This is a genomic window from Neisseria sp. P0009.S008, assembly GCF_051958615.1.
GTDB lineage: Bacteria > Pseudomonadota > Gammaproteobacteria > Burkholderiales > Neisseriaceae > Neisseria > Neisseria subflava.
In genome coordinates, this window is record NZ_JBQCVG010000007.1 from 96042 (window position 1) to 111110 (window position 15069).

Below are 15069 nucleotides of genomic sequence, written 5' to 3' on the forward strand. Positions count from 1 at the left end.
CATGGACATCCATTATTCAACAACCAACAACGCCTTTTACGACAGCGCCATCCACGCCACCTTACCTAATGATGCGCTAGAGATTAGCTCCGAGCAGCACGCCGCGTTACTAGCTGGGCAATCTGCCGGGCAGGTAATTATGCCGGGCAAAGACGGCAAGCCCGTACTGGCCGACCCCGCGCCCAGTCATTTGCACCAATGGAACGGCAAAGAATGGACGTTAGATAATGCCGCCGCTTCCCAGTTGCTGGCCGAAGCCATCGACAATGGCACTAAGGAAATTAACGATTTGGTGGATAAAGCCTATCGCCATGTAACCCGTTTTCAGCCTGAATATGAAGTGCGCGAACAACAGGCAAGGGACTACAAGGCCGGCGGCTGTAAAGGCGAAGCACCGCTGCAAGTGGCGGCATTTGCCAAGCCTGCCGGGAAAACCGCCTGCGAAGCCACCGACATCATCATTGCCCAAGCCGACAACCTGCGCATGGTAATGGGCAAGCTGGGTGTGTTGCGGATGCGTAAGTTTGAATTGAAAGGGCTGAAGACTGCCGCCGAAGTGGACAAACGCACGGCGGAAATCTTGGCGGAGATTAAGCCGATTGCCGACAAGCTGGGCGAGGTGGGCAAATGAGTAATCGCCAAATCTATCTGGCCTTGTACAAAGGCCGCCGCGACGGCACGGGCTGGCGTGTGTGGCTGGCCCGCTTTTCGGATTGGCTCACCCGCTTCCTCACGCGCGGGCAATACAGCCATTGCGAGATTGCGGTGAGGCTGCCTGAAACGGCAGGCGGGCAGGAATACGAGTGCTACTCCGCCAGCATCCGCGACAAGGGCGTGCGCTGCAAAGTAATGCCGCTGCCTGAGGCCAAATGGGACTTAATCCAAATGGAGTCAACCTCCGAAGCGCACGAACGCCTGCAACGGGTATGGACGGAAACCCGAGGCCAAGGCTACGACCTGCCCGGCGCGTTCGGCGTGGTATTCGGGCTACCTGAAAACCGTAAGCGCTGGTTTTGCAGCGAGTGGGTAGGCGTGGCTTTAGGGCTACCTGAAAGCTGGCGTTTTTCGCCGAATGATTTAGCGGTGATTGCAAGAATAGGAAGGGAGGAGAAATGACACCGTTGGAAACATCTAACGCATCCGGCCATGTGCTGAACATGGGCATGATTGGCTTGAGCGGAACGCTGGCCGGAATGCCTTTGGAAGCCTTGGTGCTGGGTGCGGTGGCCGGGGCATTGCATCACGGCTTGAAGGAGCCGGGCAGCCGCAAGAACGGCATGCTGGTCATCATCACCAGTATGCTACTGGCCGGCTCTTTGTCGCCGATGATTATGGCCTATCTGGCTTTGAGTTTGGGGCTGGAGCAGGAGGTGTTCAAGGCCGCCGTGCCGATGCTGATTGGCTTGGGCTGGTCTTGGGCAACGCCGCTCTTGAACGACGGCCTGCGCCGTTTGTGGGCGGGCTGGATTGACAAATGGGGAGGCAGGAGAAGATGAGCTCGGAAATGATTACCTTGGGGCTGATGATGGCAAACGTAGCGGCGATGGCGGCGATATTTGTTTACTCCGCCTGCTCGCTCTCGGTGAAACGCTGGACGGCCAAGCAGCCCGATTACTGGATTCACAGCTTCCTGGTCGGTGGTTCGATTGCGGTTATCGGCCACACGGCGGGCAACTGGCAGCTGCACCATTGGACGGAGGTTATGTTCAACGTGGCGGCGGCAGCCTACTTTATGCTGCGCTCGCACCGTATCCATCTGCTGGCCGGGATATTGCAGCGCAAGGGAAAAGATTACCTGAAAATGGGAAAGGAAACGAAATGACACAACAGGCAATGACACCGGAAACCAAAATCACAGAACACTTTACCTACCGTGAGCTGACCAACAGCGCCACCGGCAGGCGGCTCGGGCTGGAGAACAAACCGAACGAGCAAGAGTTGGCCAACATCCGCAAAACGGCGGAACGCTTGGAAAAAATCCGCGCCTGGCTGGGCAAGAAATACGAGCGCGAAGTGAGCATCCACGTTTTATCCTGCTTCCGCAGCGCGGCGGTAAACGGCGCGGTTGGCGGCTCGAAAACTTCGGCACACCGCTTCGGCTCGGCGGCGGATATTGATGCGGCCGGCATCAGCAATCTGCAACTGGCACGCGATATTATCCAAATGCGTGATGCCGGGGAAATCACATTTGACCAGCTGATTTACGAATTCCCGGAACGCGGTGAATTAGGCTGGGTGCATTTCGGCTGCCGCCACAATTCGGCGGAGCGCAATCAGATTCTGACCGCCACCAAGAAAAACGGCAAAACTGTTTACTTGCAAGGCTTACACGCATAAGGACGGCCATGAATCATGTCGAATTTCTGAAAGCGCGTATCGCAGAATGGGAAGAGAAACGCAAACAGGCGAGCGAAAACGCAGACCTGAAAGCCTTTGAGTTTGCCGAAAGCGAAATTAAAAACTACCAAACAATGCTGAAAACCTATGAACAGCCTGCTACTTAAAAACTGGAAACTGATTCTGATTGCGGCTTGTTTTGTGCTGATTGTGGGCGCGTGGCAATACGACCATGCCGCCCAATATCGGCTCGGGCGTGAATCAATGGCGGCGGAAATTTCAGGCCGTCTGAAAGATTCCGCGATTGAAAAGGCGAAACAAGACCGCGAAACGTCCGCCACGTATCAATCGGGCAAAGCGGTGCGTGAGGAAAAAGAAAGGGTGCGCTATGTGCAAGTGCCGAAACTTATTGAACGTGTTGTCTATCGCAACGTCTGTCTTGATTCTGACGGCGTGTCAATCATCAATGCCGCCACTGCCGACGGCAACTAAACCGCCTGCCGACTTGGTACAGCCATGCCCAAGCCTGCCTAAACTTAAGGGCGGAACAGGCGCGGATGTGTTGCCGTGGTCGTTGCAAGTCATCGGCTTGTACAATGATTGCAAGGCGCGACATAAGGCGTTATCTGATACCCTTCAGTAAAACAAAGGCCGTCTGAGATTTCAGGCGACCTGTGTCTTTTGTCCCTAAACTGTCCCAATACGTTTTAAGTGCTTGATTTATTTATTGTTGATGGTGCGGACGGAGAGACTCGAACTCTCACACCTCGCGGCGCCAGAACCTAAATCTGGTGCGTCTACCAATTTCGCCACGTCCGCACTAATTTGAACCGTGGATTATACACAAGATTAATGGGGGTGCAAAGTCTTGTTTGCTTGAATTTTTCGGCTTATCCCTTATATAATGGTTTATTCCGGCCGTCTGAAAGCAGGGTTTGTTTTCAGACGGCCTCAACTTTACTATTGGTGAGGAAGGGCAGATGCCTGCTTTATTGATTAAAGATTTTTTGCAGATGCAAGGTTTGAAGTTGCCTGCAGATGAGATACATGTGGCTTATTTGACTGCCCAGGCTGTGATTAAAATGGGCAATGCTTCGGTTGAGCGTTCGATTTTGTGGCCGTCTGAAGACGGTTGGCAGTTGGCGGATTATGTTGATGCCGAACATGAATTGTTGCTGAAACAGATTTTTATGGCTTTGGATTCGGTTGCCGAGCGCACCGAGCATTTGAAAAGCGCAGCGGTTTATACAGCATTTCCGAAAGATGGCGCGTTGTCGCTGGTTCGACTGAGCCGTTGGGGCGTGCCGTTGGAAAATATGATTCCAATCGACGAGCAGGCCGGACAGGCTTTTTTGGCTGTGCGTACGGCGCAAAGCGGTTGGATGAATGTTTGTCAGAATGTGGCGTATTGGCAGAAAATTGGTGAATTGTCGGGCGAACGCAATCATCCCGGCTTGAGCCAGATTTCTGTTCCTGTCTGTATGCCCAGCGGTGCGGTTTTAGGTGTGGTGCATGCCGAGTTTGATGTCAAAGACGGCGTGTCTGACGAAGTATTGGTGGCTTGGATTGCCCTTGCCTTGGCCCTGTCGGATTCTTTGAAAAATCTGTTGGGCGTGGCTGAAAACGAGGAAGCGGAAAATGAGTAACGCCTTAAAGTTTGTTGCGTCATGCCGTTTGCCTACGGAATGGGGCGAATTTACCATGCACGGCTTTGAAGAAGAGGGCGGTCAGGAACATGTCGCATTGACGATGGGCGATGTTTCAGACGGCCTGCCTGTGTTGTCGCGTATCCATTCAGAGTGTTTGACCGGCGATGCTTTATTTTCGGTGAAATGTGATTGCGGCCCTCAGTTACAAGCGGCGATGCAGGCCGTTCAGAAAGAAGGGCGTGGCGTTATCGTATATTTGCGCCAAGAAGGCAGGGGCATTGGTTTGATAAACAAAATCCGTGCTTATCGTCTGCAAGATCAGGGCTTGGATACGGTCGAGGCCAATGTTGCACTCGGCCTTCCTGTTGATGCGCGCGACTTCACTTTAGCCAAGCAGATTTATGATTATCTGCATATTCGTGAAGTCAGGTTGTTGACCAATAATCCTGAAAAAATCCAAACGTTGAAAGATTCCGGCATTAATGTGGTCGAACGGATTGCATTACATGTCGGCGAAAATGTGGAAAATGAACGTTATCTGCATACTAAAGCGGATAAATTGGGACATTTGATTTTTGATTGATAGATAGGCATAACGGTGTTTTTTCGGTTAAATAAAATATTCTACATTCTTTCAATGGGATATATTTTTATTTAAATAAAAACCTTGCGCGTGGTCTGATTTTTTGATTTAATGTCGGCTTGTCGGGTGATTAGCTCAGTTGGTAGAGCGTCTGCCTTACAAGCAGAATGTCGGCGGTTCGACTCCGTCATCACCCACCAAGTTTCCTTTCATTGTCTTTGACAGTGGATGCGCGGTGGTAGCTCAGTTGGTTAGAGTACCGGCCTGTCACGCCGGGGGTCGCGGGTTCGAGCCCCGTCCGCCGCGCCATTATTTAAAAAGCACTGATTATATCAGTGCTTTTTTATTTGTCTTAAAGATACAATTAAGTGGCAAAAATAGAAACAGGTAAGTATAGAGTATTGAAAGTTAAATACTGTTTAACCTTAATTTCTGATGATTTTAAAAAAAAGGCCGTCTGAAACTTTTAAAGTTTCAGACGGCCTTTAGTCTATTGAAACAATGGATTAAATATCCAATTCTGCCGTATCGCCTTCTTTTTCCATCCATGCGCGGCGGGCGGCGGCTTCGCCTTTGCCCATCAGTTTGACGAAGATGTCGTGTGTTTCGTCATCCGCGCCTTCGGGGATTTGTACCTGCAACAGGCGGCGGGTGTCGGGGTGCATGGTGGTGTCTTTGAGCTGGTCGGGGTTCATCTCGCCCAAGCCTTTGAAACGGCTGATGGAATAGGCGGTTTCTTTGACGCCTTCTTTTTGCAGCCGCTCCAAAATGCTGTCGAGTTCGTTTTGGTCGAGGGCGTAGAATTTGCGGGCGGGTTTGCTTTTGCCTTGTGCGTTGACATCGACGCGGAACAGCGGTGGCTGGGCGACGTAGATGTGTCCGTCGGCGACCAGTTTCGGGAAGTGGCGGTAGAACAGGGTCAGCAGCAAAACTTGAATATGAGAGCCGTCCACGTCGGCATCGGACAGGATGGCGATTTTGCCGTAGCGCAGGCCGCTTAAATCGGGATTGTCGTTGATGCCGTGCGGATCGACGCCGATGGCGACGGAAATGTCGTGGATTTCGGCGTTGCCGAAGAGCTGGTCGGGATGGACTTCGAAGCTGTTGAGCACTTTGCCGCGCAGGGGCAGGATGGCTTGGGTGGCTTTGTCGCGGGCGAGTTTGGCGGAGCCGCCGGCGGAATCGCCTTCGACGAGGAAGAGTTCGTTTTCGCGGATGTCTTCGCTTTCGCAGTCGGTCAGTTTGCCGGGCAGGACGGCGACGCCGCTGCCTTTTTTCTTTTCGATTTTTTTAACCGAACGCATCCGCGCCTGTGCCTGACGGATGGCGAGTTCGGCGATTTTTTTGCCGAAGTCCACGTTTTGGTTCAGCCACAATTCCAAAGGGTCGCCCGATACGGCGGCAACGAGTTTCAGCGCGTCGCGGTTGGTCAGTTTGTCTTTGGTCTGACCTTGGAACTGCGGGTCGAGGACGCGGGCGGATAGGACGAAGGCGGTTTTGCCGAACACGTCGTCGCTTTGCACTTTCACGCCGCGCGGTAAAAGGTTGTGCAGATTGATGAAGTTGTTGACGGCGTTGAACACGGCTTGTTTCAAGCCTGCTTCGTGCGTGCCGCCCAGCGGGGTGGGGATGAGGTTGACGTAGCTTTCGTTGGCGCATGAGCCTTCTTCCAGCCAGGTCAGGGCAAACGCGGCTCCTTCGCCGATGCTGAAATCGCCGTTGTGGTCGTCTGAAATGTAGTTTTCGCAGGAGAACAGCGGCACGGCCTCTTGCGCGTCGGCAATCAGGTCGGTCAGATAGCTTTTCAGACCGTCGGGGTAGTGCCAGGTTTGAGTGTGTGCTTCGTCTTCGCCTTTGACCGGACGGGTCAGGGAAACGCGTACGCCCGGCAGCAGCACGGCTTTGGCGCGCAGCAGACGTTCGAGTTCGGGAATGCTGTAATTCGGGCTTTCAAAATATTTGCCGTCCGGCCAGACGCGCACTTCGGTACCGCTGTCTTTAACCGCGCATTTGCCTACTTCAGTCAAAGGCTCGATGACGTCGCCACCGGAAAAGACGATGCGGTGGACTTTGCCTTCGCGTTTGACCGTTACTTCAAGGCGGGTGGAAAGGGCGTTGGTAACAGATACGCCGACGCCGTGCAGACCGCCTGAAAAGGCATAGGCACTGCCGCCGTCTTTTTTGTTGAACTTGCCGCCTGCGTGCAGACGGGTGAACACGAGTTCAACCACGGGCACGCCTTCGACAGGGTGCAGCCCGACGGGAATGCCGCGTCCGTTGTCGTGTACGGAAAGCGAACCGTCGTCGTGGATGCGTACGTCGATTTCAGTGGCGAAGCCGCCCAATGCCTCGTCCGCCGCGTTGTCGATGACTTCCTGACAGATATGGGTCGGGCTATCGGTACGGGTGTACATGCCGGGACGTTCTTTGACCGGCTCCAAGCCTTTGAGGACGGTAATGCTGGATTCGCTGTATTGATTGTTTTTAGCCATAGGAATAATGTAAAGGCCGTCTGAAAGGATGAAAAACAACGCTTTCAGACGACCTGAAAGCGTTTGGGTTATAGGTTTTCTATTGGATTGCGACGGATAAAGTCTTCATAGCTTTCTATGCCGCGCAAGAAACGGGAGAGTTCGGTCAATGCGTCCAAATACACGCCGCGCTTGAAGTCGATGACTTCGTCAACCGGCGCCCAGTATTGGTGCCAGCGCCAGCCGTCGAATTCAGGATGATGGCAGGCGCGGAGGTTGACGTCGCTGTCGCGGCCGACCAAACGCAAAAGATACCAAATCTGTTTTTGTCCGCGATACGAACCTCGCCATTCGCGGCGCACCCAATGACTGGGAACGTCATAACGCAACCAGTCGCGCGTACGGCCAACGATTTTGATGTGTTGCGGCAACAGGCCGACTTCTTCGTACAACTCGCGGTACATAGCAGTCTCAGGACTTTCGCCCGGCTTGATGCCGCCTTGCGGAAACTGCCATGAATGTTCGCGTACGCGTTTACCCCAAAAGACTTCGTTACGTTCGTTAATCAGGATAATACCGACATTGGGGCGATAGCCTTCTCTGTCTAACACGGTGTCGCCCTTCATTAAATTCAATCGTGCAATTTTCCCACAAATTGGGCGGTTTTGACAAATCTTGAGGCCGTCTGAATAAGCCCACAGTTTTTTCCAGACGGCATGAAACCGTTTCTGAAAAAATGTTGTTTATGAATAAAACTATAGCTTCAGGCCGTCTGAAAAGAGAGAATTTTTTCTGCTTTAAGGTATTGCATTCAAAAGCTTTTTGCCGTTTAATGCAAACCTTGCTGAATCAAGGGCAAAGGACACATGCCGGCCGCCCCCACAGTTTCCCTTTTGTAAGTGGCATCTGCCACCGCTGCAATATTTTTACCCCCCGAACAAAAGGTCTGAAACCATGAAAAAATCTTTGATGGCGGCGGCAATCGTGAGCCTCGTCTTGACTGCGTGTAGCGGTGGAAAAGAAACCGCCGCAGAATCTTCCGCATCTCAAACTCAAACTTCTTCCTCTCAAACGGATAAACTCAATATCTACAACTGGTCGGATTATGTCGATCCTGCCACGCTGTCTGCGTTTGAAAAAAATACGCATATCAACGTCCGCTACGATTACTACGACAGCAACGAAGCGCTGGAAGCCAAGCTGCTGACCGGCAAGTCGGGTTATGACCTGGTTGCGCCGTCTATTGCCAATGTCGGCCGTCAGATTAAAGCCGGCGCGTATCAAAAAATCGACAAATCGCAAATTCCCGATTACGCCAATATTGATCCTGATTTGTTGAAAATGATGGAAACCGTCGATCCGGGCAACGAATATGCCGTGCCTTATTTTTGGGGCATCAATACGCTGGCAATCAACAAACTGCAGGTTCAAAAGGCTTTGGGTACGGACAAGTTGCCTGAAAATGAATGGGATTTGGTGTTTAATCCTGAATACACCCAAAAATTGAAATCCTGCGGCATCAGCTATTTCGACAGCGCCATAGAGCAGATTCCTTTGGCTTTGCATTATTTGGGCAAAGATCCGAACAGCGAAAACCCTGACGACATCAAAGCTGCTGTTGAAATGATGAAAAAAGTGCGTCCCGACATCAAACGCTTTACTTCGTCGGGTTATATCGACGATATGGCGGCTGGTAATCTTTGCGTATCGGTGGGTTATGGTGGCGACCTCAACATTGCCAAAACCCGTGCCAAAGAGGCAGGAAACGGCGTCGAAGTCGAAGTATTGGCGCCAAAAAGCGGCGTTGGTATTTGGGTGGATTCGCTGATGATTCCGCGTGATGCGCAAAATGTGGCCAATGCACACAAATACATTAATCACACGCTCAATCCGGAAACAGCGGCTAAAAACGGCAACTATGTAACTTATGCTCCGGCCAGTCGTCCGGCGCGTGATTTGATGGATGAAAAGTACACATCTGATGCATCGATTTTCCCGAATAAAGAATTGATGGAAAAAAGTTTCATCGTTTCGCCTAAGTCAACCGATGCGAGCAAACTCAGCGTTCGCTTGTGGCAGGGTTTGAAAGCAGGGCGATAATCAAAATTGAAATTTGAATACTCAGGCCGTCTGAAACAGTTTTTCAGACGGCCTGAGTGTTATAATTGTCAACACTTTTCAAATATCCTATCAGGAGAAGCCGCGTTATGAGCAATTCAGTCATCACCGTCATCGGCAAAGACCGTGTGGGCATTGTGTACGACGTTTCCAAAATTTTAGCGGAAAACCAAATCAATATTCTCAACATCAGCCAACAGCTGATGGACGATTTTTTTACCATGATTATTTTGGTGGACACTTCAAAATGCACCAAATCGCGTCAAGAGGTTTTGGATTTGTTTGCGGAAGAGAGCAAAAAACTCGCGCTTGATATCCGTATGCAAAACGAAGAAATTTTCCAAGCCATGCATCGTATTTAAGTCGGAGGGAGAGCCATGAGTATTCAATCCGGCGAGATTTTAGAAACCGTCAAAATGGTGGCCGACCAGAATTTTGACGTGCGCACCATTACCATCGGCATTGATTTACACGACTGCATCAGCAGCGATATCAATGTGTTGAACCAAAATATTTACAATAAAATTACCACAGTCGGCAAAGACTTGGTGGCAACGGCAAAATATCTGTCTGCCAAATACGGCGTACCGATTGTGAATCAGCGTATTTCAGTCACGCCAATTGCCCAAATCGCGGCGGCAACCAAAGCCGATTCTTACGTCAGCGTGGCGCAAACTTTGGATAAGGCTGCCAAAGCCATCGGCGTATCCTTTATCGGAGGCTTCTCTGCGCTGGTGCAAAAAGGCATGTCGCCTTCGGATGAGGTGCTGATTCGTTCTATTCCTGAAGCGATGAAGACTACCGATATCGTGTGTAGCTCCATTAATATCGGCAGCACGCGCGCCGGTATCAATATGGATGCGGTCAAGCTGGCAGGTGAAACCATCAAACGCACTGCTGAAATCACGCCCGAAGGTTTCGGTTGCGCCAAAATCGTCGTGTTCTGTAACGCGGTGGAAGACAATCCGTTTATGGCGGGCGCGTTTCATGGTTCGGGCGAAGCGGATGCCGTTATCAATGTCGGCGTGTCCGGCCCGGGTGTTGTAAAAGCCGCGTTGGGAAATTCAGATGCAACGACATTGACCGAAGTTGCGGAAGTAGTGAAGAAAACGGCCTTCAAAATTACCCGCGTGGGCGAACTCATCGGCCGCGAAGCCTCAAAAATGCTGAATATCCCGTTTGGTATTCTCGACTTGTCATTGGCACCAACCCCTGCCGTCGGCGACTCGGTGGCGCGCATTCTTGAAGAAATGGGTTTGAGCGTCTGCGGTACGCACGGCACGACAGCGGCTTTGGCTTTACTGAACGATGCCGTGAAAAAAGGCGGCATGATGGCTTCAAGCGCGGTCGGCGGTTTGAGCGGCGCGTTTATCCCTGTTTCGGAAGATGAGGGCATGATTGCGGCTGCCGAAGCTGGTGTGCTGACACTGGACAAACTCGAAGCCATGACTGCCGTCTGCTCCGTTGGTTTGGACATGATTGCTGTCCCCGGCGATACGCCTGCTCATACCATTTCCGGCATCATCGCCGACGAAGCCGCCATCGGCATGATTAACAGCAAAACCACTGCCGTGCGTATTATTCCGGTAACCGGCAAAACCGTCGGCGACAGCGTCGAGTTCGGCGGCCTGTTGGGCTACGCGCCTGTGATGCCGGTTAAAGAAGGTTCGTGCGAAGTGTTTGTCAACCGAGGCGGCAGAATCCCGGCTCCGGTTCAGTCAATGAAAAACTGATTGGGTTGATGAATAAAAAGGCCGTCTGAAATTGATTTTCAGACGGCCTTTTATTTTCGCAGGCTGATTATTTGAACATATTTTTAATAATGCCCATTACGCTGCGGGAAATGGCGTTGGTTACTTGGCGGTTGATTTGGCTGCCGATGGCGTCGGCAACGTTGTAGCCCAAACCTTGGCCGGATTTTTTACGTCCGCCGCTCAAACCGCCAATCAGTCCGCCGAGGATGCCGGGATCAGCATTGGCAGCCTCTTTTTCTGCGGCTTTTTGTGCTTTTTCCTGCTCTTTGGCGGCATTTGCGGCTTCTTTTTCAGCGGCAGCCTGGCTGTCTGCTTCGGCCAATGCTTCAAAAGCGGAGTAGTTGTCCACCATATCTTTATAGGTTGGATACAAATCGTCGTTTTGGAACAAACGGTTGCGCTCTTCTGCAGCAAGCGGGGTCAGGGCGGATTGCGGCGGCAGGATGAGGGCGCGTTCTACCGGCTCGGGCATACCTTTTTCATCAAGGAAGGAAACGAGGGCTTCGCCGACGCCGAGTTCGGCAATCGCTTCGGCAACTTTGATATTTGGGTTGCTGCGGAAGGTTTCGGCAGCGGCTTTAACTGCTTTTTGGTCGCGCGGTGTGAAGGCGCGCAGGGCGTGTTGTACTCGGTTACCCAGTTGGCCGAGAATGGTATCGGGCAAGTCGAGCGGGTTTTGGGTAACGAAATATACGCCCACGCCTTTGGAACGGATCAGGCGCACGACTTGTTCGATTTGTTCGACCAGCGCATTGGCGGCATTGTCGAACATCAAATGCGCTTCGTCGAAGAACATCACGAATTTGGGTTTGTCCAAATCGCCGACTTCGGGCAGGGTTTCAAACAATTCTGCCAGCATCCACAGCAAAAACGCGCTGTACATACGCGGCGAGCGCATCAGTTTTTCGGAATTAAGGATGTTGATGATGCCTTTGCCGTTGTCGGTTTGCATCCAGTCTTGCAGGTTGAGGGAAGGTTCGCCGAAGAATTTTTCTGCACCTTCGTTTTCCAAAGTCAGCAGTTGGCGTTGAATCGCGCCGATACTGGCGGCAGAAACGTTGCCGTATTGCGTGCGGTATTCCGAAGCGTGGTCGGAAACGTGTTTCAACATGCTGCGCAGGTCTTTTAAGTCCAGAATGTGCCAGCCTCTGTCGTCGGCAACTTTGAACACGAGGTTGAGCAGGCCTTCTTGCGTGTCGTTCAGATTCATCAGGCGTGCCAAAAGCATAGGGCCCATTTCTGAAACGGTTACGCGTACGGGAATACCGGTTTCGCCGTAAACATCCCAAAAGCGCACGGGGAAATTTTGCAGCCATTGTTCGCCCAAACCAAACTCGGCAATGCGTTCGCCCACTTTGCCGCTGTTGGCACCGGCTTGCGCGATGCCCGACAAATCGCCTTTGACATCGACCAAGAATACAGGGACACCTTCGCTGCTGAAGGCTTCCGCCATACGGCGCAGGGTAACGGTTTTACCCGTACCGGTCGCACCGGCGATCAAGCCGTGGCGGTTGGCCATTTTGCCTTGGATTTCGAGCGTTTTCCCGTCGGCACGCGCAATTTGAAATGTAGTCATGATTATTCCTTAGAATCCGTGATGTGAAACAATTTGTTGTCTTAAAAAACAAGCATTTTAACGTTTGCGGCGAGGGGGTTCAACCAAGCAAAGTTTCAGACGGCCTTAAGTTTTGCAAAGGTTTTTTTGCAGTGATTGGACAAGGTTGAAATCTGCTATAATTCCATCCAATCCGCAACCGTCTGACAAGGCGGTTGTTTTCTTTGTTTTTTGAATATTTTTTACGAAAGCGAAAGTCGGAATGACTGCACAACAAGCCCCTTTGGGCGAAAAAACCATGGCCGTGCTGATGGCGATGTTGGTCGCGCTGATGCCGTTTTCTGTCGATGCCTATCTGCCTGCGATTCCCGAAATGGCGAAGTCGCTGGGTTCGGACATCCACCGTATTGAGCAAAGCCTGAGCTTTTTTATGTTTGGCGTGGCGTTTGGTCAGGTGGTCGGCGGTTCGATTTCGGATATTAAAGGCCGCAAACCTGTCGCCTTGGTGGGCTTGAGCATTTACTTTGCCGCCGTTGTCGGTTTGACGATGGTGAATAATGTCGAGCAGCTGCTGAACTTGCGTGCCGTGCAGGCGTTTGGCGCGGGGATGACCGTGGTGATTTCCGGCGCGCTGGTGCGCGATTATTATTCCGGACGCAAAGCCGCGCAGATGTTTGCCTTAATCGGCATTATTCTGATGATTGTGCCATTGATGGCGCCGATGATTGGTGCTGGCTTGCAGAATTTGGGCGGCTGGCGCATGATTTTCGGCTTTCTGGCCTGCTATTCGCTGCTGCTTTGGGGTTTGATGTGGTATTTCCTGCCCAAGCCGCACCAAAAAGGCAAAATCAGCATGGATGTGTTCGGCGTGGTGGCAGGCAGGTTTAAACGCGTTTTGAGGACGCGCGCCGCGATGGGCTATCTGTTTTTCCAAGCTTTCAGTTTTGGTTCGATGTTTGCCTTTTTGACCGAATCATCGTTTGTGTACCAACATCTGTATCATGTTTCACCAAACCAATACGCTTGGATATTTGCGCTCAATATCATTACCATGATGTCGTTTAACCGCGTTACCGCATGGCGTTTGAAAACCGGTACGCATCCGCAAAACATCCTCAAATGGGGTATTATCGTCCAATTTTCCGCCAATCTGCTGATGACGGTTTTGGTGTTGTCGCTGTCTTTGCCGCCTTTGTGGGCTTTAGTGCCATGTGTGATGTTTTCAGTCGGTGCACAAGGCTTGGTCGGTGCGAACACTCAGGCCTGCTTTATGAGCTATTTCAGTGCAGAGGGCGGCAGCGCAAATGCGGTTTTAGGCGTGTTCCAATCCCTTGTCGGCGCATCAGTCGGCATGGCAACGACTTGGCTGCACAATGGTTCCGCCTTGGTGATGGCCGGTATGATGTTGAGCTCGACCGTGTGCGGTATCGTGCTGTTGTGGATTTGCTCGCATCAGGCTTGGATGGAAAACGATAAAAAAGAATATGTTTAACCTTCAGGCCGTCTGAAAAACGGTTTCAGACGGCCTCAACTTTATATTGAAGAAATTAACCATGAGTACCAGCAAACAACGCCCCATCGGCGTATTCGATTCCGGCGTCGGCGGCTTGACCAACGTCCGCGCCCTGATGGAACGCCTGCCGATGGAAAACATCATCTATTTCGGCGATACCGCACGCGTTCCCTACGGCACCAAATCCCGCGCCACCATCGAAACCTTCGCCATGCAGATTGTCGATTTCCTGCTGGAAAACGATGTCAAAGCACTTGTTATCGCATGCAACACCATCGCCGCCGTTGCCGGACAAAAAATCCGTCAAAAAGCAGGCAATATGCCCGTATTGGACGTCATCTCTGCCGGTGCGGAAGCCGCTTTGCAAACCACCAAAAACAACCGAATCGGCATTATCGCGACCAATACCACCGTCAACAGTAATGCCTACGCACGCGCCATCCATTCAAAAAACAACGACACGCTGGTGCGCACACAAGCCGCGCCCTTGCTTGTGCCATTGGTAGAAGAGGGCTGGCTCGATCACGAAGTCACCCGCCTGACCGTGCGCGAATACTTGAAGCCGCTCTTGGCCGACGACATCGATACGCTGGTGTTGGGTTGTACCCACTTTCCATTGCTCAAACCGCTTATCGGCCGCGAAGCACAAAACGTTACCTTGGTCGATTCCGCCATCACTACCGCCGAAGCCACCGCCAAAGCCTTGGCACAAGCAGGTTTGCTGAATACAGAAAACGACAATCCGGATTACCGCTTCTACGTCAGCGACATCCCCCTGCGCTTCCGCACCATCGGCGAACGCTTCTTGGGTAGGAGTATGGAACAGATTGAGATGGTAACGTTGGGTTGATTGGAAATATTAAAGGCCGTCTGAAAGGTAAAAACAAGGTTAAAGTTGGCGAGATTCACAACGAAGAAGATGCGATTAAAGAAATCGCCAAACTGGAAAAAGCCATGCAGCAGGCGGCTAGGGATTTACAGTTTGAAGAGGCGGCGGTGTTAAGGGATAGGATTCGGGGGATTAAAGAAGGGTTGTTGTTTGGAGTTGAGTAGTCACTGGTTATTAATTCGTCTTATTGTAAGGTGATA

General features: G+C 51.7%; 18 protein-coding genes, 3 tRNA genes and 1 pseudogene. 18 read left to right on the forward strand and 4 right to left on the reverse strand.

Annotated features, from left to right (window positions below; all coding sequences use genetic code 11):
- Position 1: 1 nt before the first annotated feature.
- Genes ACTHSQ_RS07415 through ACTHSQ_RS07450 form a run of 8 tightly spaced genes read left to right on the forward strand, consistent with a single transcriptional unit; the run spans position 2 to position 2980 of the window.
- Positions 2-631 carry a hypothetical protein gene (locus tag ACTHSQ_RS07415; protein ID WP_440371527.1) on the forward strand — a complete coding sequence of 210 codons (630 nt, stop codon included), beginning with the start codon at positions 2-4 and terminating at the stop codon, positions 629-631.
- Complete coding sequence (locus ACTHSQ_RS07420; protein ID WP_440371528.1) at positions 628-1116, forward strand: hypothetical protein; 489 nt, start codon at positions 628-630, stop codon at positions 1114-1116. The genes ACTHSQ_RS07415 and ACTHSQ_RS07420 overlap by 4 nt, the downstream gene beginning before the upstream one ends.
- Positions 1113-1496: a hypothetical protein gene (locus ACTHSQ_RS07425; protein ID WP_088383353.1), complete on the forward strand. Its 384-nt coding sequence runs from the start codon at positions 1113-1115 to the stop codon at positions 1494-1496. Before ACTHSQ_RS07420 ends, ACTHSQ_RS07425 begins: the two co-directional genes overlap by 4 nt.
- Entirely contained in the window at positions 1493-1822 is a 330-nt protein-coding gene (locus ACTHSQ_RS07430; RefSeq protein ID WP_440371529.1) for a hypothetical protein, read from the forward strand. The genes ACTHSQ_RS07425 and ACTHSQ_RS07430 overlap by 4 nt, the downstream gene beginning before the upstream one ends.
- Positions 1819-2337 carry a D-Ala-D-Ala carboxypeptidase family metallohydrolase gene (locus ACTHSQ_RS07435; protein WP_440371530.1) on the forward strand — a complete coding sequence of 173 codons (519 nt, stop codon included), beginning with the start codon at positions 1819-1821 and terminating at the stop codon, positions 2335-2337. Before ACTHSQ_RS07430 ends, ACTHSQ_RS07435 begins: the two co-directional genes overlap by 4 nt.
- Before the next feature lie 8 nt (positions 2338-2345).
- Positions 2346-2504, forward strand: coding sequence for a hypothetical protein (locus ACTHSQ_RS07440; RefSeq protein ID WP_440371531.1), 159 nt, complete (start codon positions 2346-2348; stop codon positions 2502-2504).
- The gene (locus ACTHSQ_RS07445; RefSeq protein ID WP_440371532.1) at positions 2485-2829 is read left to right on the forward strand and encodes a hypothetical protein; all 345 of its coding nucleotides are present in this window, start codon (positions 2485-2487) and stop codon (positions 2827-2829) included. The genes ACTHSQ_RS07440 and ACTHSQ_RS07445 overlap by 20 nt, the downstream gene beginning before the upstream one ends.
- Positions 2804-2980: a hypothetical protein gene (locus tag ACTHSQ_RS07450; RefSeq protein ID WP_440371533.1), complete on the forward strand. Its 177-nt coding sequence runs from the start codon at positions 2804-2806 to the stop codon at positions 2978-2980. Before ACTHSQ_RS07445 ends, ACTHSQ_RS07450 begins: the two co-directional genes overlap by 26 nt.
- A 91-nt stretch (positions 2981-3071) precedes the next feature.
- Here the strand turns inward: ACTHSQ_RS07450 and ACTHSQ_RS07455 are convergent.
- Positions 3072-3156 (reverse strand) — tRNA-Leu (locus ACTHSQ_RS07455).
- Between the two features lie 161 nt (positions 3157-3317).
- On the opposite strand from ACTHSQ_RS07455, the gene ACTHSQ_RS07460 reads away from it, so the two are divergent.
- The 4 genes from ACTHSQ_RS07460 to ACTHSQ_RS07475 all read left to right on the forward strand — a co-directional run bounded on the left by ACTHSQ_RS07460 (position 3318) and on the right by ACTHSQ_RS07475 (position 4878).
- Positions 3318-3983 (forward strand): hypothetical protein, encoded by a 666-nt coding sequence (locus ACTHSQ_RS07460; RefSeq protein WP_036472873.1) that lies wholly within the window; start codon positions 3318-3320, stop codon positions 3981-3983.
- Complete coding sequence (gene ribA, locus ACTHSQ_RS07465; protein ID WP_003685106.1) at positions 3976-4569, forward strand: GTP cyclohydrolase II; 594 nt, start codon at positions 3976-3978, stop codon at positions 4567-4569. The genes ACTHSQ_RS07460 and ribA overlap by 8 nt, the downstream gene beginning before the upstream one ends.
- A 124-nt stretch (positions 4570-4693) precedes the next feature.
- Positions 4694-4769: transfer RNA gene (locus ACTHSQ_RS07470), tRNA-Val, on the forward strand.
- Positions 4770-4801: 32 nt separating this feature from the next.
- Positions 4802-4878, forward strand: a tRNA-Asp gene (locus tag ACTHSQ_RS07475).
- Between the two features lie 197 nt (positions 4879-5075).
- On the opposite strand, the gene parE is transcribed toward ACTHSQ_RS07475, so the two are convergent.
- Both parE and ACTHSQ_RS07485 read right to left on the reverse strand, forming a co-directional pair.
- Positions 5076-7061: a DNA topoisomerase IV subunit B gene (gene parE, locus ACTHSQ_RS07480; protein WP_440371534.1), complete on the reverse strand. Its 1986-nt coding sequence runs from the start codon at positions 7059-7061 to the stop codon at positions 5076-5078.
- A gap of 68 nt (positions 7062-7129) precedes the next feature.
- Positions 7130-7666 (reverse strand): RNA pyrophosphohydrolase, encoded by a 537-nt coding sequence (locus tag ACTHSQ_RS07485; RefSeq protein ID WP_004520487.1) that lies wholly within the window; start codon positions 7664-7666, stop codon positions 7130-7132.
- Between the two features lie 328 nt (positions 7667-7994).
- Between ACTHSQ_RS07485 and ACTHSQ_RS07490 the strand changes: the two genes are divergently transcribed.
- The 3 genes from ACTHSQ_RS07490 (at position 7995) to ACTHSQ_RS07500 (ending at position 10891) form a co-directional block, all read left to right on the forward strand.
- Complete coding sequence (locus tag ACTHSQ_RS07490) at positions 7995-9140, forward strand: polyamine ABC transporter substrate-binding protein (RefSeq protein WP_440371535.1); 1146 nt, start codon at positions 7995-7997, stop codon at positions 9138-9140.
- 107 nt (positions 9141-9247) lie between these two features.
- Positions 9248-9520: an ACT domain-containing protein gene (locus tag ACTHSQ_RS07495; protein WP_063076269.1), complete on the forward strand. Its 273-nt coding sequence runs from the start codon at positions 9248-9250 to the stop codon at positions 9518-9520.
- A gap of 15 nt (positions 9521-9535) precedes the next feature.
- Complete coding sequence (locus tag ACTHSQ_RS07500) at positions 9536-10891, forward strand: PFL family protein (protein ID WP_440371536.1); 1356 nt, start codon at positions 9536-9538, stop codon at positions 10889-10891.
- Between the two features lie 67 nt (positions 10892-10958).
- On the opposite strand, the gene ACTHSQ_RS07505 is transcribed toward ACTHSQ_RS07500, so the two are convergent.
- Positions 10959-12488 (reverse strand): helicase HerA-like domain-containing protein, encoded by a 1530-nt coding sequence (locus ACTHSQ_RS07505; protein ID WP_440371537.1) that lies wholly within the window; start codon positions 12486-12488, stop codon positions 10959-10961.
- 241 nt (positions 12489-12729) lie between these two features.
- Here ACTHSQ_RS07505 and ACTHSQ_RS07510 point away from each other — a divergent pair, with 241 nt between their 5' ends.
- The 3 genes and pseudogenes from ACTHSQ_RS07510 to ACTHSQ_RS07520 form a co-directional block, all read left to right on the forward strand.
- Positions 12730-13959, forward strand: coding sequence for a multidrug effflux MFS transporter (locus ACTHSQ_RS07510; RefSeq protein WP_440371538.1), 1230 nt, complete (start codon positions 12730-12732; stop codon positions 13957-13959).
- Between the two features lie 61 nt (positions 13960-14020).
- Positions 14021-14830 (forward strand): glutamate racemase, encoded by an 810-nt coding sequence (murI, locus tag ACTHSQ_RS07515; protein ID WP_049331752.1) that lies wholly within the window; start codon positions 14021-14023, stop codon positions 14828-14830.
- 11 nt (positions 14831-14841) lie between these two features.
- A pseudogene (locus ACTHSQ_RS07520) lies at positions 14842-15033 on the forward strand (UvrB/UvrC motif-containing protein); the annotation flags it as partial.
- Positions 15034-15069: the final 36 nt, after the last annotated feature.

Coding starts and splice junctions, on each gene's coding strand:
- ACTHSQ_RS07415 (WP_440371527.1), top strand. CDS start 2: ATGGACATCCATTATTCAACAACCAACAACGCCTTTTACGACAGCGCC.
- ACTHSQ_RS07420 (WP_440371528.1), top strand. CDS start 628: ATGAGTAATCGCCAAATCTATCTGGCCTTGTACAAAGGCCGCCGCGAC.
- ACTHSQ_RS07425 (WP_088383353.1), top strand. CDS start 1,113: ATGACACCGTTGGAAACATCTAACGCATCCGGCCATGTGCTGAACATG.
- ACTHSQ_RS07430 (WP_440371529.1), top strand. CDS start 1,493: ATGAGCTCGGAAATGATTACCTTGGGGCTGATGATGGCAAACGTAGCG.
- ACTHSQ_RS07435 (WP_440371530.1), top strand. CDS start 1,819: ATGACACAACAGGCAATGACACCGGAAACCAAAATCACAGAACACTTT.
- ACTHSQ_RS07440 (WP_440371531.1), top strand. CDS start 2,346: ATGAATCATGTCGAATTTCTGAAAGCGCGTATCGCAGAATGGGAAGAG.
- ACTHSQ_RS07445 (WP_440371532.1), top strand. CDS start 2,485: ATGAACAGCCTGCTACTTAAAAACTGGAAACTGATTCTGATTGCGGCT.
- ACTHSQ_RS07450 (WP_440371533.1), top strand. CDS start 2,804: ATGCCGCCACTGCCGACGGCAACTAAACCGCCTGCCGACTTGGTACAG.
- ACTHSQ_RS07460 (WP_036472873.1), top strand. CDS start 3,318: ATGCCTGCTTTATTGATTAAAGATTTTTTGCAGATGCAAGGTTTGAAG.
- ribA (WP_003685106.1), top strand. CDS start 3,976: ATGAGTAACGCCTTAAAGTTTGTTGCGTCATGCCGTTTGCCTACGGAA.
- parE (WP_440371534.1), bottom strand. CDS start 7,061: ATGGCTAAAAACAATCAATACAGCGAATCCAGCATTACCGTCCTCAAA.
- ACTHSQ_RS07485 (WP_004520487.1), bottom strand. CDS start 7,666: ATGAAGGGCGACACCGTGTTAGACAGAGAAGGCTATCGCCCCAATGTC.
- ACTHSQ_RS07490 (WP_440371535.1), top strand. CDS start 7,995: ATGAAAAAATCTTTGATGGCGGCGGCAATCGTGAGCCTCGTCTTGACT.
- ACTHSQ_RS07495 (WP_063076269.1), top strand. CDS start 9,248: ATGAGCAATTCAGTCATCACCGTCATCGGCAAAGACCGTGTGGGCATT.
- ACTHSQ_RS07500 (WP_440371536.1), top strand. CDS start 9,536: ATGAGTATTCAATCCGGCGAGATTTTAGAAACCGTCAAAATGGTGGCC.
- ACTHSQ_RS07505 (WP_440371537.1), bottom strand. CDS start 12,488: ATGACTACATTTCAAATTGCGCGTGCCGACGGGAAAACGCTCGAAATC.
- ACTHSQ_RS07510 (WP_440371538.1), top strand. CDS start 12,730: ATGACTGCACAACAAGCCCCTTTGGGCGAAAAAACCATGGCCGTGCTG.
- murI (WP_049331752.1), top strand. CDS start 14,021: ATGAGTACCAGCAAACAACGCCCCATCGGCGTATTCGATTCCGGCGTC.